Annotated in this window: 18 protein-coding genes; 8 read left to right on the top strand and 10 right to left on the bottom strand. The window is 62.3% G+C overall.

The window, feature by feature from the left end; genetic code table 11:
- Positions 1-35: 35 nt before the first annotated feature.
- The 7 genes from tssH to tssB all read right to left on the bottom strand — a co-directional run bounded on the left by tssH (position 36) and on the right by tssB (position 8,433).
- Positions 36-2,576 (bottom strand): type VI secretion system ATPase TssH, encoded by a 2,541-nt coding sequence (gene tssH / locus AC07XZ_RS19520; RefSeq protein ID WP_085746097.1) that lies wholly within the window; start codon positions 2,574-2,576, stop codon positions 36-38.
- A 1-nt stretch (position 2,577) separates the two neighbouring features.
- Positions 2,578-3,603, bottom strand: a complete 1,026-nt coding sequence (gene tssG / locus AC07XZ_RS19515; RefSeq protein WP_102687018.1) for a type VI secretion system baseplate subunit TssG — start codon at positions 3,601-3,603, stop codon at positions 2,578-2,580.
- Positions 3,567-5,360: a type VI secretion system baseplate subunit TssF gene (gene tssF, locus AC07XZ_RS19510; protein ID WP_102687019.1), complete on the bottom strand. Its 1,794-nt coding sequence runs from the start codon at positions 5,358-5,360 to the stop codon at positions 3,567-3,569. Before tssF ends, tssG begins: the two co-directional genes overlap by 37 nt.
- Positions 5,344-5,787, bottom strand: coding sequence for a type VI secretion system baseplate subunit TssE (tssE, locus tag AC07XZ_RS19505; RefSeq protein ID WP_102687020.1), 444 nt, complete (start codon positions 5,785-5,787; stop codon positions 5,344-5,346). The genes tssF and tssE overlap by 17 nt, the downstream gene beginning before the upstream one ends.
- Positions 5,788-5,802: 15 nt before the next feature.
- Positions 5,803-6,300 (bottom strand): Hcp family type VI secretion system effector, encoded by a 498-nt coding sequence (locus AC07XZ_RS19500; protein ID WP_007958866.1) that lies wholly within the window; start codon positions 6,298-6,300, stop codon positions 5,803-5,805.
- 76 nt (positions 6,301-6,376) lie between these two features.
- Positions 6,377-7,861 carry a type VI secretion system contractile sheath large subunit gene (tssC, locus tag AC07XZ_RS19495; RefSeq protein ID WP_007958864.1) on the bottom strand — a complete coding sequence of 495 codons (1,485 nt, stop codon included), beginning with the start codon at positions 7,859-7,861 and terminating at the stop codon, positions 6,377-6,379.
- A 29-nt stretch (positions 7,862-7,890) separates the two neighbouring features.
- On the bottom strand, positions 7,891-8,433 hold the full coding sequence (gene tssB / locus AC07XZ_RS19490) for a type VI secretion system contractile sheath small subunit (protein ID WP_007958861.1): 543 nt from the start codon (positions 8,431-8,433) through the stop codon (positions 7,891-7,893).
- Between the two features lie 228 nt (positions 8,434-8,661).
- Between tssB and AC07XZ_RS19485 the strand changes: the two genes are divergently transcribed.
- From AC07XZ_RS19485 to tssA, 5 genes are read left to right on the top strand one after another with little or no spacing between them, the layout of a single operon-like run.
- A complete protein-coding gene (locus AC07XZ_RS19485) occupies positions 8,662-9,108 on the top strand; it encodes a hypothetical protein (protein WP_039767163.1) in 447 nt (148 codons plus the stop codon).
- 46 nt (positions 9,109-9,154) lie between these two features.
- Positions 9,155-10,486 carry a type VI secretion system baseplate subunit TssK gene (gene tssK / locus AC07XZ_RS19480; RefSeq protein WP_085746101.1) on the top strand — a complete coding sequence of 444 codons (1,332 nt, stop codon included), beginning with the start codon at positions 9,155-9,157 and terminating at the stop codon, positions 10,484-10,486.
- Between the two features lie 18 nt (positions 10,487-10,504).
- Positions 10,505-11,269, top strand: coding sequence for a DotU family type IV/VI secretion system protein (locus AC07XZ_RS19475; RefSeq protein ID WP_102687021.1), 765 nt, complete (start codon positions 10,505-10,507; stop codon positions 11,267-11,269).
- Positions 11,266-15,087 carry a type VI secretion system protein gene (locus tag AC07XZ_RS19470; protein ID WP_102687022.1) on the top strand — a complete coding sequence of 1,274 codons (3,822 nt, stop codon included), beginning with the start codon at positions 11,266-11,268 and terminating at the stop codon, positions 15,085-15,087. The genes AC07XZ_RS19475 and AC07XZ_RS19470 overlap by 4 nt, the downstream gene beginning before the upstream one ends.
- Positions 15,084-16,172, top strand: coding sequence for a type VI secretion system protein TssA (tssA, locus tag AC07XZ_RS19465; protein ID WP_102687023.1), 1,089 nt, complete (start codon positions 15,084-15,086; stop codon positions 16,170-16,172). Before AC07XZ_RS19470 ends, tssA begins: the two co-directional genes overlap by 4 nt.
- On the opposite strand, the gene AC07XZ_RS19460 is transcribed toward tssA, so the two are convergent.
- Positions 16,169-17,137 (bottom strand): 2-hydroxyacid dehydrogenase, encoded by a 969-nt coding sequence (locus AC07XZ_RS19460; protein WP_085746105.1) that lies wholly within the window; start codon positions 17,135-17,137, stop codon positions 16,169-16,171. The two genes, tssA and AC07XZ_RS19460, sit on opposite strands and share 4 nt — an antisense overlap.
- Before the next feature lie 172 nt (positions 17,138-17,309).
- Complete coding sequence (locus AC07XZ_RS19455) at positions 17,310-17,693, bottom strand: tautomerase family protein (RefSeq protein ID WP_007958838.1); 384 nt, start codon at positions 17,691-17,693, stop codon at positions 17,310-17,312.
- Positions 17,694-17,966: 273 nt separating this feature from the next.
- Here AC07XZ_RS19455 and AC07XZ_RS19450 point away from each other — a divergent pair, with 273 nt between their 5' ends.
- From AC07XZ_RS19450 to AC07XZ_RS19440, 3 genes are all read left to right on the top strand, one after another.
- Complete coding sequence (locus tag AC07XZ_RS19450; protein ID WP_007958836.1) at positions 17,967-18,161, top strand: hypothetical protein; 195 nt, start codon at positions 17,967-17,969, stop codon at positions 18,159-18,161.
- A 48-nt stretch (positions 18,162-18,209) separates the two neighbouring features.
- Positions 18,210-18,380: a hypothetical protein gene (locus AC07XZ_RS19445; RefSeq protein ID WP_007958834.1), complete on the top strand. Its 171-nt coding sequence runs from the start codon at positions 18,210-18,212 to the stop codon at positions 18,378-18,380.
- A gap of 255 nt (positions 18,381-18,635) precedes the next feature.
- The gene (locus tag AC07XZ_RS19440) at positions 18,636-19,916 is read left to right on the top strand and encodes an HAAAP family serine/threonine permease (RefSeq protein WP_102687024.1); all 1,281 of its coding nucleotides are present in this window, start codon (positions 18,636-18,638) and stop codon (positions 19,914-19,916) included.
- Positions 19,917-20,140: 224 nt separating this feature from the next.
- Here the strand turns inward: AC07XZ_RS19440 and acnB are convergent, their stop codons facing one another.
- Positions 20,141-22,750 (bottom strand): bifunctional aconitate hydratase 2/2-methylisocitrate dehydratase, encoded by a 2,610-nt coding sequence (gene acnB, locus AC07XZ_RS19435; RefSeq protein ID WP_045121882.1) that lies wholly within the window; start codon positions 22,748-22,750, stop codon positions 20,141-20,143.
- Positions 22,751-22,935 lie beyond the last annotated feature (185 nt).

Here is a 22,935-nt window from a genome sequence, read left to right as displayed (position 1 = left end):
CTGTATTTTTTTAGCTTTCAATGACAGTACGTCATTTACTCCAACACCCACTCCGCCAATTTCCCTGTCACCTGCGTCATCAGCACGTTCTCGACATCCCGCGCGCCTGCTGCGCTGCATTTGGCGAGCACGGCTTTGACGATTCCCGAATCAAACTCGAACTGCTTGCCGGTAGCCGCCTTGTAACGGCCCCGCAGTTTTTCCAGCTTCGCCAGCACAATCCCTTCCAGCGTCTGCTCATCCAGCGGCCGATACGCGACCACCGTCATGCGTGCCAGAAAAGCCGGGCGGAAGGCTTGCAGGAGGACTTTGTGCAGCGCCTCGTTGAAGGCTTCCGAGCCGAGTTGTGCAGTCGGTGTATCGAGCAACAGTTCGGCGCCGACATTGCTGGTGGCGAGCATCACGGTGTTCTTGAAGTCCACCACCAACCCCGTCCCGTCTTCCATCAAGCCCTTGTCGAACACGTTGTAAAACGCTTCCAGCACATCCGGATGCGCCTTTTCGATTTCATCCAGCAACACCACCGAATACGGTTTGCGCCGCACGGCTTCGGTCAGCACGCCGCCGCTGCCGTAACCGACATAGCCGGGTGGTGCGCCCTTGAGCTGGCTGACGGTGTGGGCTTCCTGATATTCCGAGAGATTGATGCTGATCAGGTTGCGTTCGCCGCCGTACAAGGCATCGGCCAGCGCATACGCGGTTTCGGTTTTGCCAACGCCCGTGGGGCCGACCAGCAGAAACACGCCAACCGGTTTTTGCGGATCGGTGAGACCCGCACGATAGGCCTGCAATCGTTGGGCGATGGTGTTGAGCGCAGTGCTCTGGCCCATCACTCGCAGGCCCATGCGTGTGCCGAGGGTGCGCACGGCGTGGGCTTCGTCGGCGAGCATTTTGCCGACGGGGATGCCGGTCCAGCCGGCGATCACGGCGGCGACGGTTTTGCCGTCGACCTGTTCGGGCACCAGCGGATCGTCCTGGCGAATCGCATCGAGGCCGGCTTCCAGGCGCAGCAGTTCGGCGGCGAGGTGATCGATGCGGCTGTCGGTGGCTTCATCCGGTTTGTCGCTGTCGGCGCGTTCACTGAGGTCAAGTAATTCGCGGCGAGTGTCGAGCAGTTCACGCACCGCCACGCGCTCTTCACTCCAGCGGGTTTCAAGTTCGCGGATGGCCTGGACGTTGGTCTTCGATTCGCTTTCCAGCAGGGTGATGCGCTCGCGGTGATCGAGCCCCGTGGCTTGTTCGCGGCGCAGACGTTCGACTTCCTCTTTCAGGCTTTGCTGACGGTGGCGCAGGCTCTCCAGCGGCGGCGGTACATCATGCTGGCCGAGGGCGACCCGGGCGCAGGCGGTGTCGAGGACGCTGATGGCCTTGTCCGGCAACTGGCGGCCGGAGATGTAGCGGTGCGAGAGTTTCACCGCTTCGTGGATCGCGGCATCCAGCACTTGTACGCCGTGATGCTGTTCGAGTTTGGCGGCGACGCCACGTAGCATTTCCACGGCGGTGGTTTCGTCCGGCTCTTCCACCTGCACCAGTTGGAAGCGGCGGGCGAGGGCCGGGTCTTTCTCGAAATATTTTTTGTATTCCATCCAGGTCGTCGCGGCCAGCGTGCGCAATTCGCCTCGGGCCAGCGCGGGTTTGAGCAAGTTGGCCGCGTCGCTGCCACCCTCGGCACCGCCAGCGCCGATCAAGGTGTGGGCCTCGTCGATGAACAGGATGATCGGCTTGTCGGCGCTGCGAACTGCGTCGATCACCCCTTTGAGCCGCTGTTCGAATTCGCCTTTGACCCCGGCCCCGGCCTGGAGCAAACCAAGGTCGAGCACCCGCAAACTGACTTCCTGCAACGACGGCGGCACATCCCCGGCGGCGATGCGCAGTGCCAGGCCTTCGACCACGGCAGTTTTGCCGACTCCGGGTGCGCCGACCAGAATCGGGTTGTTCTGCCGGCGTCTCAGAAGAATGTCGACGCACTGGCGGATTTCGCCATCGCGACCGACGATCGGGTCGATGCGCCCGGCATGGGCGTCGGCGGTCAGGTCCTGGGTGTATTGATCGAGCACCGAGTCTTGCCGTGGCGTTGGACTCCCCGAAGACACAGAGCGCGGGCCAACGTGCTCACGGGAGTTTGCCGTCCATTCCAGCAGGTTTGCGCGCAGCGCTTCTTTCGGAATTCGCAGCAATGACGACGCGCTGTTGAGCAGCAGGCTGCGGCGTTCGTCGCGATCGATCAGCGCCAGCAACAGCAAGCCGGAACGAATGCTGTCGATCCCCAGCACACTCGCCTGCACCACGGCGTCTTCCAACAATCCCAGCGTGTGCGAAGACAGCGCCGGCGTGCGCGTGCTGCCGGTCTTGAACAGGTCCAGCGCCTTGTTGATCTCCGCCGTCAGCGCATCACGCTCCAGCCCGAAGCGCGGCAGCAGAAAAGCAAAATCGCCACCCTCGATATCCAGCAACTCCAGCAACAGATGCTCGATCTCGACAAAGTGATGCCCGCGCTGCAAACACCGTTGCGCGGCACGTTCGAGGGCGCGGCGGTTGTCCGGGTTGAGGCGTCCGATCAGGCTGGCCAGTTCCATTTCAGGTAATCTCCAGCTGACGCAGGCGGGTTTCGATCCGTTGCACGGCGAGGCTGGTCTGGCGTTGCAGGCCACCGTTCCAGCTCAGCAGGGCCGGGGTTTGTCGGCCGAGTTGCAGCGGCCCCGCACCGCGTACCAGCAGCACCAGTTTCACGTCCAGATCCGGGCCGAAATACAGCGCAGCAAGGCTGGCCAGTGCCGGATGCGCTTCGCCTTCCGGCAGGAATCGCGCGGCCTGCGTCGATGGCAGCGGCCCCAGCGTCAGACGAATTCCGGCATGTTCATCCCAGACCCGAGTACCGGCGACAGCACTGCGGCCGAGCTGCAGATTGCGTCCGCCGGCCTTCATGACGCTGCGGCTGGCACGTGGAATCTCACGCCACGCCCCCTCGTAAGCGCTCAGTTCCACCGCCACGGAAAACTGCTCACGGACAATCGCCGCAAACCCCGCCAATGACCGGCGGCCATCGGCGTACAACGCGGTGCAGGCCAGAACGGCGCAGTCGGGAATCGCCTGGCGTTCCTGCAAGGATTTTGGCAGCAAACCGGTCAGCGCCCGCAATTGCGCCTGCACGGGCGAAGCGCCGGGCGTGGTGAAACCGAGGGCGATCCGGTGTTTGCGCATCACCTTGTACAGCAGGCTCAGCAGCCGATGCTGGAACAGGTCGAGGAACTCGGCGGGCGCATGATCCTTGGCTCGCGCACGTTGTTGCAGCCATTCCTGATAGGCGTAAGGCAGCGGGCCGTCGGGGCCGCCGAGGCCGAACATCGGCGAGTTCAGGGTCAGCGGTTCACCGGGGTTTTCTTCCAGGCTTTCGATCTGGCTGGCGGCGAACAACGGCGTCAGCGGCCCGCGCAATTTCAGCGCTTCGGCCTGTGGCGATGTACCCGAACCAAGGGCGTCGGCCTGGGGCTGTTCGCGCTCCAGCAACAGCAACGCCTGCAACCATTCGAACGCCTGTGGATCACGGCGCAGGCGCTGGCTCAGGGTCAGAGCGACAGGGGCATGCCGGCTTGGGGTTGCCATGCCTTGACCTCCTTGTCTGCCTGCATGAGCACCGTGCGCACAAAGCGATTGGCCGTGGCGTACACCGAAAAGAATTGCGCGAGCACCGCTGAAAACAACACCGCGCTGCTGCCGACGAAATGCTGTGGATCGAGCTGCAATTGCACTTCAAGCCCGTTGCGCCAGCCGCGCCAGGCGTCGGCGCCGACATGGCCGATTACCCGTTCGCAACCGAGGCTCAGCAGACCTTCAATCTGGCGCAGGGCGCTGGCTTCATCGCGCAGGTTGTGCAGGGTCAGGATTTCCTTCAGCGCATCCAGTGCCTGCGGCCCTTCGACCAGCGACAGATGATTGAGGGTCAGTTGCGAGACGAGCCGCCAGCGCGAATCACCATTCAGTCGCGGCAGGCTTTGCGGGCTCGGCGGATTGCGCAGGCGTGCCCACGCCACGGGACCCGGCCGTTCGAAACCCAGCGGCGTACCGGCGGGCAGGCTCTGGGCCAGATGCCGATTGGTGCAGAGCAGTTCGGCGGTCAGGCTGTAATCGGGCAGATCGGTCTGCGGTTCGAAACGGGTGTCGACGACGCTGACCAACAGATCGCTGCCGAGCCGGTTCGGCGTCTGCCCGTTGACCCGCCGCGCATGCCAGTAACGTTGCCGGTCACCGCTGCTGTGCTGGCTGCCGAAATACGCCGGCAGCCGTTGCACACCGCTGGCGGAGCTGGCGCGCACGCTGCGGATGCTGTGGATCTCGACGCTGTTTTCCCGGTGGCTGTCGGCGATCAGTCGATACTCACTGCGGGTGCCGTCCGGGCGCAGCGGCTCCGAAGTGCGCGGGAACAGGTTGATCACCGGCGCGCAGCCCAGCGCTATATCGCTGGCCTGCAAGTGCAATCGGCCGGCCGGGGCCCGATCAAAAACGATGTACAGATACAGCGTCTGGCTGTCACTCGATACGCCGGACAGTGGCAGATCAAAGAAGTGGAATTTGTCCGGGAACGCGAAGTACTCGGCCAGCAGGCGCATGCCCGGATGCACGCCGTCTTCGTCCGGCAGCAGCACTTCGTCGTCGGCGAAACCAACCATCTTCGGCAGACCTTTCACGCCGGCGGGAATGCTCCCCGGCGAGCCGGCCAGCACCTGCACCGCGTGGGCGCCGAGCAGGTCATAGAGGCTGGCGTTGATCACTGGTGATGCGGCCAGGTGAATGCGCAAGTGTTCGATGCCAAGCTCGGACCACTGACTGTCGCCGAGGCAACGCAGACTCAGGCGCAACGCCGAGCGGGACTGCGCCACACCGGTCAGCGCCTGGGCTTCATCGCTACCCAGCAACAAGGCTTCGCTGACTTCGACTGGCCACAAACGCACGGCGGCGCTGGTGCGAAAGTGAATGCTCTCGCCCTTGCTGGTGGTGACGAACAATGGCGTGTCCCGGGGGAGGGGATAGCCGCCGTCGAGGTTGCCTTTGCTCGGGTCCGGTTCGAACTGGACGATCGCGCACGACGGCAACGGGCGCATGGCCAGGGGATAAAGCTGTTCGAGCAGCGCGTCGCTGAATTCGGCGTAGTCGTCATCCAGCCGCCGTTGCAGACGTGCGGCGAGCAGGGCGAAACCTTCCAGCAATCGTTCGACGTGCGGATCGGGGCATTCGCCGGGGGACAGTTCCAGCCGTCGTGCGACTTTCGGATAGCGTTCGGCAAACTGTCCGCCGGCATGTCGCAGCCAGGTCAGTTCGCGCTGGTAGTAGTCGAGCAATTGCGGGTCAATCGAGTCGCTCATGGCGCACCTCCAGCCCTTCGTTGCCGGGCTCGATGACAAATGCCACCGGCCAGTGTTGCGAGCCGCTGCGCAATTCACCGGTCAGGCGAATGCTCAAACGCTGCGGGTGCTCGGGCAGGGGATTGACCTGAACCTCGCCGAGCAGCAGGCGCGGTTCGAAATGGGTGATGGCTTCGCGAATGTCCCGCGCCAGACGACGCCGGTCATCGCTGCGCTGTTGTTGCAGGGCGCTCCAGTCGGCGATGCCGTAGTCGATGACGCTGGGCGGGGAGGTCAGGGGGCGCGGGCCACGGCGGGTGTTGAACAGGCGCCCGAGCTCGGTGTGCACCGAGTCGAGCAAATCCTGCCGATCGAACTCCCGCGCCCCGTCGCCCTCGCTCCAGGCGAGGCGTTCGAACAGCGGTGGAAGTAAGCCGGTGCCTGCCATGGCCGCGCCGCCGGGTTAGCTGACGAGCTTGTTGGCGGCCATGTCCCAGGTCGAGGCAGCCGTGCCTTCCTTGGTGCCGTCGTCTTTCTGCGCGGTGAGTTCCCATTTGATCTTGGTGAAGTTCAGGGACAGGGTTTCCACCGGTTTGCCGCCGGTACCGCCACTGACGCTGACGTTGGAAATCACCACGTTGGTCAGGGTGTAGATGATGAACGGCAGCAGTTGCCCGCTGCCTTCGGCGGCGTTACGGCCGATGGTGATCTTGGCTTCCGGGATCGGCTTGCCGGCGCAGCAGTATTCGTTGAGGGACGGTGTGGAGGTGTCGACGAATTTGGTCAGGGTGAACTCGCCGACGTGAGGCTTGCCGGAGGTGCGCTCCGAGTTGCTGACGTCGTTGGTGACTTGCATCGCCACGTTGTGGCTGTAGGACATGACTTCGATCTTGTCAGCGTAACCCTCGAGCAGGCTGTCGCCTTTGATGTCGCCGCCGAGGTCGAGAATGATTGCATCCATCGCTTGAAACTCCTGAAAGGTGTCGTGCCAGGCAAACAGGGGCGCGCCCGCAGGAAATCCTGCGGGCGCAGGCAGGTCAGGCGGCTACCGGTGGCGGCAGGGTCGCGACCAGGCGGATCGACGCGGTCAGCTCTTCGAGCTGGAAGTGCGGCCGCAGGAATACCGTCGCGCGATAGGCACCAGGCTTGCCGGCGACTTCGGTGACGTCCACCCGCGCTTCACGCAACGGGTACTGCGCCTTGATTTCCTGCGGTGCGTTGTCGTTGATCAGCACGTAGTCGGCGATCCAGTTGTTGAGGTAGGTCTGCACGTTGTCGCGGGTCATGAAGCTGCCGACCTTGTCGCGCATGATCACCTTCAGGTAATGGGCGAAACGCGAGGCCGCAAGCACGTACGGCAACATCGCCGAGATCCGTGCGTTGGCGTTGGCCTCGTTGGTGTTGTAGACCTTGGATTTGTTGGTGGTCTGGCCGCCGAAGAACACCGCGACGTCGCTGTTCTTCTTGTGGCACAGGGCGATGAAGCCGAGGTCGTTGAGTTCCTTCTCGCGGCGGTCGGTGATCGCCACTTCGGTCGGGCATTTCAGCGACAGATCACCGGAGCTGGTGCGGAAGGTGTGCGCCGGCAGACCTTCAACCGCGCCGCCGCCTTCAGCGCCACGGATCGCCGCGCACCAGCCGTATTTGGCAAAGGCTTCGGTGATACGTTGCGACAGCGCCCACGCGGCGTTGCCCCACAGGTATTTGCTGTGGTCGGTGCCGTTGGTGTCTTCAACGTAGTTGATGCCTTCCACTGGCGAAGTGTCCGGGCCGTAAGGCAGGCGCAGCAGGAAGTGCGGCAGCACCAGGGAGACGTAACGCGAGTCTTCGCTTTCGCGGAACGAGCGCCACTTGATCAGCTCCTGGCTCTCGAACACTTTCGACAGGTCACGCGGCACCGCCAGTTCGGTGAAGCTGTTCATGTCGAACAGGCGCGGGCTGGCGGCGGCAATGAACGGCGCGTGGGCAGCGGCGGCGACGTTCGACAGTTTCTCCAGCAGGCCGATGTCCTGCGGGTGCCGGCCGAAGGTGTAGTCACCTACCAGCAGGCTGAACGGATGGCCACCGAAGGTGCCGTATTCCTCTTCGTAGATCTTTTTGAATAGCGCGCTCTGGTCGAACTCGACGGCTTTTTCCAGATCGTTCTGCAGCTCTTTCTGCGTCACGTTGAGCAGGCGCAGTTTCAGCCGGGTGCTGGTTTCGGTGTTCTGCACCAGCATGTGCAGGCCACGCCAGGACGCTTCGAGTTTTTGCAGATCCGGGTGGTGAAGCACTTCGTTGAGCTGGGCGCTGATCAGCTCGTCGATCTGGCTGATGCGGTCGTTGATCATCGCCACGGTGTCCTTGTCGATGGCCATGCCTTCGTCGAGTACCTGGGTGGCGAATTCCGCGAGCATGTCGCGGGCGTAATCCTGCTGACTGTCGTCATGGGCCATGCGGCCCTCGGCGATGATTCGATCAAGCAGGGATAAAGTCTCGGCGGCAGCATTTTCGCTGGCTTGATTCTGGGCGGCGGCGGGCATGGCGAATTCTTCCTCGGTCAGGTGGACGATCAGGCTTGCGGTTCGGCCGGAGCTTCGGCATCAGCGGCCGGGACAGCGGTGTCCGGGCGGGCCGACTTGATCTCTTGCAAGCCTTCGGTGTTGGCGATGACGTCGCGCAGCAGCTTGTCCAGATCGTCATTGCCGTCGAGTTTGGTCAGCAGGTCGCGCAGGCGCTGGCGGGCTTCGAACAGGCGCCGCAGCGGCGTGACTTGCTCCACCACCTTGACCGGGTCGAAGTCGTCGATGTGCTTGAAGTTGAGTTCGATGTTGAGCTTGCTGTCGTCGCCGCTGAGGGTGTTGTTGACTTGCAGCGTGGCGCGGGGCGCGATGGAGGCGAGGACGTCGTTGAAGTTGTCGCGGTCGATTTCGGTGAAACGGCGTTCGGTCAGTTTTGCCAAGGGTTCGAGCGGCTTGCCCGAGAGGTCGGCGAGGATGCCGACCACCAGCGGCAATTCCTTTTTCTCGATGGCATTACCGATTTCGACGTCATAGGTGATTTGCACGCGGGGCGGGCGAACCCGGTCGAGCTTGTGCTGGGTACTTTCTGCCATGTCGGCGGACTCCGATGCGATGAGCGGGCGCAATGCATCGGGGAGGCCCGTTCATCGCTTTCCCTTGCTGGACCACAGGTTAGAAAGGGTGGCAGATGACCTGTCGTTCCTTTGACAAACCTTCCTCATTCGGCTGTAGGAACCGAACTACCCAAGACGCTAGAACAGGTCTATAAAAATGCAAGCGAAAAACTTTTTTGGACTGACTGGCGAAAAGGAAAATTCATTTTGTCTGCACGACTTTTTCTAACGATCGGGTTTGCGCTGCTCGCCGGCTGTTCGTTTTTCGGGCCGAAAGTCGATCTCGACAGCCTGACCCTCGACGTCGCTCCCAAGGCCAATGACGACACCCCGATAGCCGTGGATTTCATCGCGGTCAACGATCCGGATCTGCTCAAGCAACTGTCGGGCATCAGTGCCCGTCAGTGGTTTGCCGAGCGCGAGCAGTACCAGCGCGACTATCGTCAGCTGATGAGCGTGTGGGGGCTGGAGCTGGTGCCGGGGCAATTCATCGACCGCCAGCCGTTCCCTTTGGGGGGCAAGCGGGCGGCTGGACTTTTGGTCTTCGCCAGCTATAACACTCCCGGAGCGCACCGCCTGCGGCTGGACGATCAGAGCGACGCATGGCTCAAGTTCGACAGTCGCGAGATGAGCCTGGTCAGCAAGGAAAACTGAAACACACCGTCCGCCGCCGGTTCGCGGTGCAGTCGAAGGGAGTCGTATGAGTCTGCTACCTGACGCGGTCTGCTGGCATGAAGGCATGCAATTGCTGCCACAGCATTTTCAGTTACAGGGCCTGCGGGCCGAGGCGCTCGGCGCGCATCTGGCTCAGGCGTGCAATCCGTGGTTTTTCGGCGTCAGTCACATGGAGTTCGACCCGTCGGCGATGAGCGCCGGGGTGGTGCGGGTGCTGTCGTTGCAAGGGACGATGCCGGACGGTCTGCCGGTCAATCTGCAAGTCGGCGTTGACCCGACGCTGGAGCTGGACGTCGCTGCCGCGATCGACGCCACGGACGATGCGACGGTGACGGTTTATCTGGCGATCAGTCCGCTGTGGCGCGCCGGACAGTTACTACCACTCAAGGGGCGTCTGCAATCGGTGGTCGGCGAGGCGTTACCGGATCTTACCAGCGGTGAATTTCCTGAATCGATCACGGTGTGGCGTCCCAATCCACGGCTGTGTACGCAACTGAACAAAGCCGATTCGATCTGCCTGCCGCTGCTGAAAATCCGCAAGGAGGGCGGCGGTTTCCTGCCGTTGCCGTATACGCCGCCGACACCGGTCCTGTTGCCGGAATCGCCATTGGGTCGACGGGTGGCCGGGCTCTGCGCGCGGGCGCGGGAGAAGTGCCTGTTTCTCGGCGGGCGATTGCGCCAGGCGCTGCAGGCCGGCAATCAGGATGACGCGCTGGAAATCCGCCGGCAGATGACGGCGTTGTGGGCGCGGTTGCCGGAAGTGGAAGGGGCGCTGATCAGCCGTGTCGCTCATCCGCAAAGTGTTTATGTGCAACTGCTGGGACTCGCCGGTGCGTGGTCGGCGCTGGATCCGCTGGCGGGCGTACCGGCCTTTGCGCCATTGGATTTTCTCGAATTGCAGCGTGGTTACGAACCGTTGCTCGACTGGCTGGAAAACACCCTGGAACTGATCCGCGCCGGTTACCGCAGCATCGCGTTCGAGCGCGGCGAGCAGAGCTTTTCCATTCAGTTGCCGGACGAGCAACCGAGCCAGCGTCTGGTCATCGGCCTGCGCATGCCCAACGGTGCCAGCGAGCAGGCGGCCGGTGAATGGCTGCGCGGCGCGATCATCGCTTCGGCGCCGCACATCGCGTTGCTCAGCCGCCAGCGCATGAGCGGTCTGACGCATCAGGCCATGAGCCGCAGCGAGCAGGTGGCCTACAGCGTCGGCGACGACACCCGGCTGTTCGTGGTGACCGCCGAAGGTAGCTGGTTCGACGCGCAACTACCGCTGATGATTGCCGCGCCGGCCACCCGGCTGACCAGCAGTCCGTGGCAAGTGGTGTTGTTTGTCGCCCAGAACAGTGAACGTGCCTGATCACACAAGGAACGTCGTATGTCGCAAGGAAGTGCCGCAAGCCTCGGGTTGCAGGACGCTCCGCTGAGCAGTGCGTTCCGCCACACCTGGCAGCAGTGGTCGCAGGACTGGAGCCAGTTGCCCAAGGACAGCGAGGACGAAGCGGCGCTGGTCGAAACCGTGGTCGAACTCTCGACCCAGGCTTCGCAACGGCTGTGGCGTACCGCGTTTGCCAAGGTGGGTGATTCGGCGACCGATCAGGTCAAGGCGCTGGTGTATGCCTTTGTCGCGCTGGTCGATGAGACCCTGTTGTTCAGCCCGTGGCCGGGCCAGAGCGCGTGGCAGGAAAAACCTCTGGAGTCGCGACTGTATTCCAGCCGTCAGGCCGGCGAGCAAGTGCCGGCGGCGATCCAGACCCTGCTCGATGAACAGCAGCCCACCACCCGCGATCTGGCCAACGTCTATTTGCAGTGTCTGATCCTCGGTTTCCACGGACGCCTGCGCGGTGAGCAGGGTCAGGTGCAACGGGAAAAATGGCGGCGGGCGCTGTTCACGTTTGCCTGGCAGGAGGAGGCCGATTACGCCGCTGTCAGTCAGCGTCTGGTACAGCCTTCGCTGGCGACACCCTTGCAGTTGCCGGTGCGCACGGTGCTGCCCGACGGCTTTCGTCTGGCGCTGGGCATTCTGGCGATGATTCTGCTGCTGACCGGGCTCGGGCAGTTTCTGTGGCGCGACATCCGTCAGGAACTGGAGCCGGTGTTGCAGGCGCCCGACACGCTGACGGCGCCGGAGCAAGACTCATGAGTACCCTGACGATCGTGGCCTGGGCGGTCGCCATCCTCCTGCTGCTGGTGATCATCGCGGTGGCGGTGTGGTGGCTGCGCACCCAGAGCGGCGCGGCGATCCGCAGTTTCTACGCCGCCGTGCGGCACATGGAACAGGAGCAGGGCGCCCACGACCGTTATCAGATGCCGTGGCTGCTGATGCTCGGCGATGAAACCCAGGGTGCGCAACTCGCCAGTCAGTGGCGTTTGCAACCCACCGACAAACCGGCGTGGTTCGGCCGTTGGTGGTCGGACTCCGAAGGCGCGGTGCTGGTGGTGCCGCAGGCGCTGTTCCTGCCGGAAGACGGCATGCACCTGCAACGCGGCGGCTGGTGGCGCCTGCTCGGGTTGATCCTGCGCCTGCGCAGCAAGCGGCCGCTGGACGGGGTGATCTGGACGGTGCCGGTCAGTCGGCTGAGCAATCTGGAACAGGCCACGCAGCTCGGTCTGGCGGCGCGTCGGCGTTTCATCGATCTGTTGCAGCGCTTTGGTCTGAGCCTGCCGGTGTACGTGGTCATCACCGGGCTGGAAGAACTGCCGGGATTTCAGGAGCTGATCAGCGCCTTGCCGGACGAGGCCCGCGATCGCACCTTGGGCTGGTCGTCGCCTTATGCCCGCGATGCGGTGTGGCAGGGGCAATGGAGTGATCAGGCGCTGGATCGGCTGCACCGCGCGGTGGCGGAAGCGGTGATCGAAATCGGCACCTTGTCCGGGCATCTGAGTGCCGATCTGTACGCCTTGCCGGAACGTCTGGAAACCCTGCGCCGTGGTTTGCAGAACGTGCTGGAGCCAGTGTTTCAAGGCAACGCTCAGGGCGAAGCACCGTGTTTTCGTGGCGTTTACCTGACGGCCAATCAGCCGGCCGACGATGCGCTGGACGGTTTTTCTGCCGATGACAGCGGCCTGCAGCAAAGTGCGTTTGTGCGTCAGTTGTGGCGCCAGCGAATCGTCGGCGAACGCGGACTGGCCCAAGGCGTGCCGCGCCTGATGCGCTTGCGCCAGCGCTGGCAGCGAGTCACCGCCGGGGTGGCGCTGGTGGTCGGTGTGGTCTGGGCGGTGGCGATGCTCTGGGTCTGGCACGCATCGGTCAAGGACGCTCATGAACTGGCGCGGCTGCTGCAAGGCGCGCAGAAGAATTACGTGACGGTCACCGACGACGAGCATCGGGTCGAGCCGACCCGGCGCAACGTGCAGAACTTCTGGCGGGTGCTGGAACGGGCGCCGCACTGGCACTACGTTTCGCTGGCCTTTCCGACGTCGTGGTTTTCCTCGCTGGACGGGCGACTCGAACAGGAAGTGTTCAAGTCGACCCAGCGCCACATGCTGCAACCGCTGCACGATCTGCTGGTCGCGGAGCTGGCGAAAATCAAGGCGATCCGCGCCACCGACCGGCGCACCAGCGTCGAAAGCGAAGACCCGGCGCAGTGGCAGAATTATCAGAAGGCCACGGATCTGGTCGAGCGGGCCTTGCGTCTGGAACAACAGAACCAGTTGTTCGCTCAGGTGCAGAACAATCAGCGGACGCCGCTGGAGGATTTGGCGCAGCTGAGCAACAGCGCGCTGTCACTCAACCTCAACGCCGGCACCTTGCCCCATGCCGCCTACTACAACCGGCTGCTCGCAGCCAGTGATGGCGGCGACTTGCAGGCGCTGGATCTGAGCGTTGAACGGCCGTTGATCGTGAGTAATTTCACCGGGCTGATGGAGCGCTGGCTCGATCAGTATTTTCTGGCCGACAACTTCGTCAGCAAGGCCGGCTACCTCAAGTTGCATCTGGAACAGCTTGAAGCCGGGAGTGGCAACAGCCTCACCGAACTGGAAGACCTGCGCGCGCTGATCGACGACCTGCAAGCGGCGATCGCCCTGACCAACTCGACCTGGAGTCGCGGCAAGGGTCAGGAACTGGTGCCGGGTTATCGCGAATTTCTCGACAAGGTGCGCAAGAGTTCATTGCTGGGCCCGCCCGTAGAGCAGCAGCTTGATGCGCAGGCCGGCAAGTTGCAGCAGAGTTTTCGCGATCAATGGATCGCCCAGGTGGGTTCGCGGGGCAATCTGCTGGTGCAGCAGGGCAGCGGGCAACTGGCGTTGCAGGATCAGGTGGTCAAGCTCAACAACGCGGTGCAGGCGCTATTCAAGCGTGACTTCGTCTCGATTGCCCTGCGCGCCAGTCAGGACAGCGTCAACAGGCAGGGTCAGACCGTGGACGGCGATGACCTCAACGAGTCGCTGAATTATTTCGCCAGCTACAAGAGCTACGTCGCCGAAGAGTTGCCGCGCATTCCGCCGGCCTATCGCGAAGCATTGCTGCAAGCGGCCGAAACTGCCGCCGCGCAAGCGATGTGGTTGAGTCTCAAGGATCACGATGACCAGACTCATCCCTACGCGGTGTTCAACGTGCAGGCCGTGCAGGCGATGAACCTGCAAAAAGCCTTTATCGAAGTCCATCGCAGTGATCTGGCGGCACGTCTGCAAGGGGCGCTGAACCGCCGGGCGATGGCGCAGATCGTTGGCGGGCTGGATGAAATCACCGCGCAGCCGCTGTTCGGTGGCCGTACGGAAATCAGCCAGTGGGACGGCTCGAAAAACCTTGGCCTGCAACTCTACGGCGCCAGCGATGTGCAGGATCTGAAGCTGAGCCTCAAGCAGCAATTCAACACCATGCTCGGCATCACCGAGCGTCGCGCCCCGGCGCTGGAATGGCTGAAGACCCAGCAGGGCAATCTGTCGGCGCTGGATTACGAGCGCGTGACCCAGTTCAGCGCGCTCAATGACGAATTGCTCAAGTACAAGGATTCCAACCCCGCCAGTTCGCCGGCGCAGATCGAGCAACTGGTCAGCCGCGACTTCATTGAAATGGACACCGGCTCCTGTGTGCAGGTGTTGCAGACCGCCAATCTGACCGGCGGGCGCGGCACCCTGGCGATGCGGGCGGTGGAGTTGCAACAGTCGGCCCTGCAACGCTGCCAGTTTCTGCAACAGCAACAGGCGGCCGCCGCGTGGAACGAGCTGGCCACCTACTTCAATCAATACCTGGCCGACCGCTTTCCGTTTGCCAGCGGCGTGCAGGCGCAGGATGCCGACCCGGCGCGGGTCCAGCACTTTCTGGAAATCATCGACAAGCGCTTGCCGGTGGCCCAGGCCGGACTGGTCCTGAGCCAGACCCCGGAGCGGCTGGCGGCAGAAGATTTTCTCAACCGGGTGAAACAGGCCAGCGTCTGGCTGACACCGCTGTTCGTGCGCGACAAGAGCGGCATTCTAGGCGTCGAGCTGGATGTACGCTGGCGCACCGACCGCGAAGAAGAGAAGGGCGCCGATCAAGTGATTGCCTGGGGCTTGCTGGCCGGCAATCAGCAGATCAGCTATCCCGCTGCCGATCAGCCGAACCTGCGTTGGATGCCCGGCCAGCCGATCCGTCTGACCCTGCGCTGGGCGCGCAACGGCAAGGAGCGCCCGGTCAACGATCCGCTGCAACCGAACCTGATGGTGCGTGATCTGGAGGCCGGCTGGGAGTATGGCGGGCCGTGGTCGCTGCTGCGCCTGATGCGCGCGCACTTCTCGGTGCAGCGCCAGCCGAGCATGGATTACACCGATTTTCCGTTGAGCCTGCGTTTGCCGGTTACCGCGCAGAACGAGAGCGTCACCAGCGAATTCACCCGGATGTTCGTGCGCGTGTCGCTGATGAGCCAGGGCTCGAAACTGCCGCTTTCGATTCCACCATTGCCGACCCGCGCGCCGCGTTCACCGTTCCAGGTGACCGGCACCACCGCCGCCCTTGAAGTCCAGAAGGAGGATTTGTGAGCCTGCCATCGACCCCGTTGCCGGACCTGATCGATCAGTTGCTCGCGCCCATCAGCGACGACGCGCCCTGTGGTGCGGATCTGCGCTATGAGCGCGAGTACGACCAGTTGCGCGATCTGCGCCGCGAGGACGACGCGAGTTTGCCCACGGGTGTCTGGCAGTCGACCCTGAAACGGGCCAACTGGCCGGAAGTCGAGCGGCTGACCACCACGTTATTGCTCGAGCGCAGCAAGGACCTGATGCTCAGTGCCTGGCTGGGCGAGGCCTGGCTGCATTTGCAGGCACTCGATGGACTGCCGGGCAGTCTGGCGCTGATTGCCGGTCTGTGTGAGCGCTATCCCGAACATCTGCATCCGCAGGCCGACGACGGTGACCAGTCGTGGCGGGCGATTCCGCTGGAATGGCTAGTGCGTCGCTACAGCGAAGTGTTGCTGACCCGGGTGCCTTTATTTGGCGCCAACAACAGCGATTTTGAGGGCTACACCCTCGAAACCTGGCGGCGGATTCAGGTGCAGCAGGTGCAGGCCAACGATTCCAAAGGCGCCAAGGCGTCGGCCGAAACGGCGCGCAGCGAGCACAAGAAACTCATCGAGCAGGTGCGTGCCACGCCCATGGCGTTCTGGCTGCGCCATCAAGGCAATCTGCTGCTGAGCCTGCAACACCTGCAGCGTCTCGATGCCTGGTGCGATGCGTATCTGGGAGATCAGGGGCCGGGGCTCGGGCCGTTGCAGGACACCCTTCAAGCGTTGTTGATACTGGTTCAGGAGTTCATCGCCATGCACCCACAACAACCACTGTCGGCACCGCCGCCTGCGCCGGTCGCGGTTTCACCGGTTGAAGCGTCTGTCGCGGCCACGTCCGAAGCCGCGCCAGTGCCGCGCGAACCGGCCAGTCGAGAAGAGGCTTATCGGCAATTGCTGCTGATCGCCGAGTACCTGGCCCGCACCGAACCCCACAGCCCGGTGCCGTATCTGATCCGACGTGGGGTCGAGTGGGGCAACAAGCCGTTGAGCGAGCTGCTCGGCGAGCTGATTTCGGCAGACGCCGAATCCCGGCGTCTGTGGACCTTGCTCGGCGTGCTTTAGTGCACGCGCTGGTTGTTGAGTTTTGGCGGTAGCTGGAGCGGCGTCAGTACCGGTTGGCCGGAGAAGAACGCCACCAGATTCTTGCCCACCAGCTCAACGGTGCCTTGGGTGGCTTCCGGTGACAACCCGGCGACGTGAGGGGTAAGAAGCACGTTGCTGAGGTTTTTCAGCGCATCGGGCACTTGCGGCTCGTGATCGAACACATCCAGCGCTGCGCCGGCGATTCGACGTTGTTCCAGTGCGGCGATCAAGTCGGCAGTGGCGATAACACTGGCGCGGGCAATGTTGACGATGAAACCATTGGGCCCCAGGGCATCAAGCACCGGGCGGGTCACCAGATGCTGGCTGCCGATGCCGCCGGGCGTGGCGACCACCAGAAAGTCCGAGGCCCGGGCCAGTTCGGTCGGGGTCGAGCAGAACGCGTAAGGCACGTCACTGCGCACCTGACGGTTGTGGTAGCTGATCTCCATGTCGAAGCCCAGGCCTGCGCGTTTGGCAATCGCCATCCCCACTGCGCCCAGACCGAGAATCCCCAGACGCTTGCCGGCCAGCGACGGGCGCATGATCTTCGGCCACTCGCCGCGACGCACTGCGGCATCGCAGCGCGGAATGTCCCGCACCAGCGCCAGCAGCATCGCCATGGCGTGGTCGGCCACCGACGAAGCGTTGACGCCTGCGCCGTTGGTCACGGTCAGGCCACGGTCGCTGGCGGCCTGCAGGTCGACCTGCTCGTAACCGGCGCCGATCACGCAGATGATTTTCAGCGCGGGCAAGGCCGCGATTTCTTCAGCATATAAACCCAGTGGGCCACGGGTCAGCACCGCGTCGATCCGTGCCCCGTGGGTGGCGATGGCTTGCGCGCGTTCGGCAGGGGTCGGCGCGAGAATCAGGTGAAAACCCTGACGCTCGAGAATCGGCAAATAGTCATTGATGGTTTCAACCAGTACCAGAACGGTGGCGGGCATTGCTCGGCTCCTGTGATCGTCGGTCTTCGGGCGCAAAAGTCGGTTCAGAGTGCTGATTCCAGAGCGTTTTGGCAATGGCCGGCACTGCCCCGCATCAGGCAGTGTAGGAGCTGATGCGGGGAGCGCGCGGGTGGTTCGTCAGAAGGTGATGTCGGCGCTGGCGGTCACTGGATCACGTCACGTACTGGGCGATGCCGTTGCCGAATGACCAGTTCTCTTTTTTCACTTCCACCAGATTGATGAACACGTCTTCCTGACGCACGGCCAGTTGCTGGTTCAGGTTGCGCGCGATGGTCTGGAACAGCCGTTGTTTCATCTCCACGGTGCGGCCTTCGCTGATGGTCAGCTGGATGAACACGATGCCGTCGCTGCGCTGGATCCCCAGGTATTGCGGGTCATAGACGAAGTGCTGGTCGTCGTGCTCGGCCAGCACCTGGAAATTGTCGTGTTCCGGCACATTGATCTCGCTGCGCAGGGCGGCGTAGATCACTTCGCCAATGCGTTTGGCGAACGTCGGGTCCGGGTTTTTCTTGATGTCGACGCGGACGAGAGGCATGGGATGGCTCCACAGGCGGGGGGACTGGACGGGGATGTCAGTCAATTCGCCATTGGGTATAGCCGAAAAATGCCAGTCGGTGAGGTTGTTTAAAAACGTTAGGAAATGGACGCACCGTCCTGCGGGATTTACGGATGTTGCCTACGAGTGCTGCCGGATTTATCCGCTATACGGCGGGGTGAGAAGCGCGGAATTATAGAGAGCAGGACGGGATGCGTTCTTCATGACGAAGCAGTAATCCGGACGGAAATTGCCATCAGCCAAGGAAGGCCAATGCTTCAGAACAACCGCGAAAACCTGGAACTCGACAGGCTGCATAACGAGACGCGAAAACTGATAGCTGAGCGGCAGAAGCTTATGGCGGAACAGAAGAAGCTGAAGTGGGAGACGTATTTTTATCCAGTTGCGGTGGTGGCCGGCGTGTTGACGGCAAGCGCGGCATTGGCAGGCGTCTTTTTCAAGTTTTGAGCGTTCGTTTTCGCAATCTTCAGACACATGACTCAAAAGGAAATCAACATGAGCACCTATGACGCCAAAGCCAGAATGGAACAACTGGAACGGGAACACGATGAGTGGGCCGAAAAAATACGTATCAAAGACAGGAAAGAAATGCGCCCGATCTGGGGGTTGATGGGTCTGGGCATCTTTTGCATGTTCCTCGGCTTCATATTGGCCCGATCGATCTGATCGGGCTTTCCCATGGCTCATTCGGCGCCGGTACATGTCATAAAACGACATGTCGCGTATCTGGCGCCGACAGGCTTTTTCTCAAAAGCGACAAGCCTCCGATCTGCTCCGTACAACCATTCCTCAGCTAAGTCTTTGCTTCTGCTCATTTATCGCGGAGAATCGCGCCCCTGTTTCGGCCGGAGCATGTCTGTCGGTTTTTTCCGACGCGTCCTGACCGAGTGGCAAGTGACCGGAATGCGGAGATCCGACCGGATGAATGATCAGGCCAATAGCGTGGAACAACGCTTTGAAGCGGCAGCACCAGCCGAACTGTCGAGCTGGAATCGCCATGACACTACCTGGATGTTGGGACTGTTCGGGACGGCCATCGGCGCCGGTACCCTGTTTTTGCCGATCAATGCAGGTCTGGGTGGCTTCTGGCCGCTGGTGATCCTCGCGCTGCTGGCCTTCCCGATGACGTTCTACGCACACCGCGGCCTGACCCGCTTCGTGCTTTCCGGTCGCGAAGGCGCCGACATCACTGACGTGGTGGAACAGCATTTCGGCATCAAGGCCGGCGCGCTGATCACTCTGCTGTACTTCTTCGCGATCTTCCCGATCCTGCTGATCTACAGCGTCGGCCTGACCAACACGGTCGCCAGTTTCCTCGAACACCAACTGCACATCACGCCGCCACCGCGCGCGCTGCTGTCGTTCGTGCTGATCCTCGGCCTGCTGGCCGTGGTGCGCTGCGGCGAGCAAGTGATCGTCAAGGCCATGAGCCTGATGGTGTATCCGTTCATCGTTGCGCTGCTGTTCCTGGCGGTGTACCTGATTCCGCACTGGAACGGCGGCATCCTGACCACCGCTTCGCAAGTGCCGGCACCGTGGGCGCTGCTGCACACGCTGTGGCTGGCGATTCCGGTGATGGTGTTCTCGTTCAACCACTCGCCGATCATCTCGGCATTTGCGGTGGATCAGAAGCGTCGTTATGGCGTTCACGCTGACGAGCGCAGCTCGCAGATCCTGTCCCGCGCCCATCTGCTGATGGTGGTGATGGTGCTGTTCTTCGTGTTCAGCTGCGTACTGACCCTGTCGCCGGAGCAACTGGCTGAAGCCAAGGCGCAGAACCTGTCGATCCTGTCGTACCTGGCCAACCACTTCAGCAACCCGACCATCGCGTTCGCGGCGCCGCTGATTGCGTTCGTGGCGATCTCCAAGTCGTTCCTCGGTCACTACATCGGTGCCAGCGAAGGCCTGAAAGGCTTGATCGTCAAAAGCGGCAAGCGTCCGGGCGCCAAGTCGCTGGATCGCATTGTGGCGGCGTTCATGCTGGTAGTGTGCTGGATCGTGGCGACCCTGAACCCGAGCATCCTCGGCATGATCGAAACCATCGGTGGCCCGGTCATCGCGGCGATCCTGTTCCTGATGCCGATGTACGCGATCCGCAAAGTGCCAGCGATGGCCCGTTATCGTGGGCAGATGTCGAACGTGTTTGTCACCGCAGTGGGTCTGGTGGCGATTTCGGCGTTGATCTATTCGCTGACGGCTTGAGGTTCAACACCAGATCCCGATTGATCTTGTGAAACACAAAGGCCGATCTGCCTCGCGGGTCGGCCTTTTTTGTGCCTGCGATCTTCGCGGGCAGGTTCGCTCCCAAGATGATCGTTCCCACGCGGAGCGTGGGAACGATCAGCGCGGGGCGAGGCCCCATCCGGCAGGCATAAAAAAACGCCGCTCATCTCGCGATGGGCGGCGTTTTTCATTGCGTTGCAGCGTTAGGCTTGAACGACAGGGATCTTGGCGTTCGCAGCAGCTTCACGGAACTCGGCAATCTGGTCGAAGGACAGGTAGCGGTAAACGTCGGCCGCCATGCTGTCGATCTTGCCAGCGTATTCCATGTACTCCTCGACGGTCGGCAGGCGACCCAGGATCGAAGCAACGGACGCCAGCTCAGCCGAGGCCAGGTAGACGTTCGCGCCGTCGCCCAGACGGTTCGGGAAGTTACGGGTCGAAGTCGACACCACGGTGCTGTTCGGCTCAACGCGTGCCTGGTTACCCATGCACAGCGAGCAGCCTGGCATTTCCATGCGTGCGCCAGCCTTGCCGTAGATGCCGTAGTAGCCTTCTTCGGTCAGTTGGTGAGCGTCCATCTTGGTCGGCGGCGACAGCCACAGACGGGTTGGCAGCTGACCCTTGACCTGATCCAGCAGCTTACCGGCAGCGCGGAAGTGACCGATGTTGGTCATGCACGAACCGATGAACACTTCGTCGATCTTCTCGCCAGCAACGCTGGACAGGAGACGGGCGTCGTCCGGGTCGTTCGGCGCGCACAGTACAGGCTCGCTGATGTCGGCCAGATCGATTTCGATGACTTCGGCGTATTCGGCGTCGGCATCGGCTTCCATCAGTTGCGGGTTGGCGATCCAGGCTTCCATTGCTTGAGCACGACGCTCCAGGGTACGCGCATCGCCGTAGCCTTCGCCGATCATCCAGCGCAGCAGGGTGACGTTGGACTGCAGGTACTCGGTGATCGATTCTTTCGACAGCTTGATGGTGCAACCGGCAGCCGAACGTTCGGCCGAGGCGTCGGACAGTTCGAACGCCTGTTCCAGGGTCAGACCTTCCAGGCCTTCGATTTCCAGGATGCGGCCGGAGAAGGCGTTTTTCTTGCCTTTCTTCTCGACGGTCAGCAGACCGTTCTGGATGGCGAAGTAAGGAATGGCGTGAACCAGGTCACGCAGGGTGATGCCAGGTTTCATTTTGCCTTTGAAGCGCACCAGGATCGATTCCGGCATGTCCAGCGGCATGACGCCGGTGGCAGCGGCGAACGCGACCAGACCGGAACCGGCCGGGAACGAGATGCCCATCGGGAAACGGGTGTGCGAGTCACCACCGGTACCGACGGTGTCCGGCAGCAGCATGCGGTTCAGCCACGAGTGGATGATGCCGTCGCCCGGACGCAGGGAAACGCCGCCGCGGGTCATGATGAAGTCAGGCAGGGTGTGGTGGGTGGTCACGTCGATCGGCTTCGGATAAGCCGCGGTGTGGCAGAAGGACTGCATCACCAGATCAGCGGAGAAGCCCAGGCACGCCAGGTCTTTCAGTTCGTCACGGGTCATTGGACCTGTGGTGTCCTGAGAACCTACGGTGGTCATCTTCGGTTCGCAGTAGGTGCCAGGACGAACGCCTTTGCCTTCTGCCAGACCGCAAGCCTTGCCGACCATTTTCTGCGCCAGGGTGAAGCCCTTGGTGCTTTCAGCCGGTGCTTCCGGCTTCTTGAACAGGTCGAACGCTGGCAGACCCAGTTCGGCGCGAGCCTTCTCGGTCAGGCCACGGCCGATGATCAGCGGGATACGGCCGCCGGCGCGGACTTCGTCCAGCAGGACCGGGGTCTTCATTTCGAAGGTGGTGATGACTTCGTCGGTACCGTGCTTGCAGACTTTGCCAGCGTGCGGGTACAGGTCGATCACGTCGCCCATGTTCATGTTCGATACGTCGAACTCGATTGGCAGTGCGCCGGCATCTTCCATGGTGTTGTAGAAGATCGGAGCGATTTTGCTGCCGAAGCAGAAACCGCCAGCGCGCTTGTTCGGCACGTAAGGGATGTCGTCGCCGAAGAACCACAGCACCGAGTTGGTCGCCGATTTACGCGAGGAACCGGTACCGACCACGTCACCGACGTAGGCGATAGGGAAGCCCTGGCCGCGCATTTCTTCGATCTGCTTCATCGGGCCGGTCTTGCCTTGCTCGTCCGGAACGATGCCGTCACGGGCCATTTTCAGCATGGCCAGGGCGTGCAGCGGGATGTCGGGACGCGACCAGGCGTCTGGGGCAGGGGACAGGTCGTCGGTGTTGGTTTCGCCGGTCACCTTGAAGACGCGCAGGCTGATCTTGTCGGCCAGCACAGGGCGCTTCTTGAACCACTCGCCGTCAGCCCAGGATTGCAGCACGGCCTTGGCGTGAACGTTGCCGTTCTTGGCTTTTTCAGCCACGTCGTGGAAGGCATCGAACATCAGCAGGGTGTGCTTGAGTTCTTCGGCGGCCACTGGTGCCAGCTCGGCGTCGTCCAGCAGTTCAACCAGGGTCACGATGTTGTAGCCGCCCTGCATGGTGCCGAGCAGTTCTACAGCGCGTTTCTTGTCCAGCAGAGGGGAGGAGACTTCGCCCTTGGCCAGTGCGGAGAGGAAACCGGCCTTGACGTAGGCGGCTTCGTCCACTCCTGGTGGTACGCGATTGGTGATCAGGTCAACGAGGAAAGCTTCTTCGCCAGCCGGAGGATTCTTCAGCAGCTCGACCAGGCCTGCAGTTTGTTCGGCGTTAAGCGGCTGGGGAACGATACCCAGGGCTGCACGCTCTTCGATATGTTTGCGGTAGGCTTCAAGCACAGTTATTACCCTCATCAGTGGTCCCAAATGGGTGTCCGGGACGCTCATCCCGAAATGCTCGTACTCATGCGCTGCGTGGCGTTGTGGGCCGCTTAGCCAGAATTACCGGGCATTCCTTACAGAAGCTGCTTTCAAAGTTTTACGCCTGCAGAACGGGGAGCTGATGAGGGTTGGCGTTGGGCTTT

This window comes from Pseudomonas sp. GW458-11-26-14-LB4, assembly GCF_059423925.1.
The sequence above is the reverse complement of the archived record's forward strand: the minus strand, read 5'-3'. Positions and strand labels throughout refer to the sequence as shown.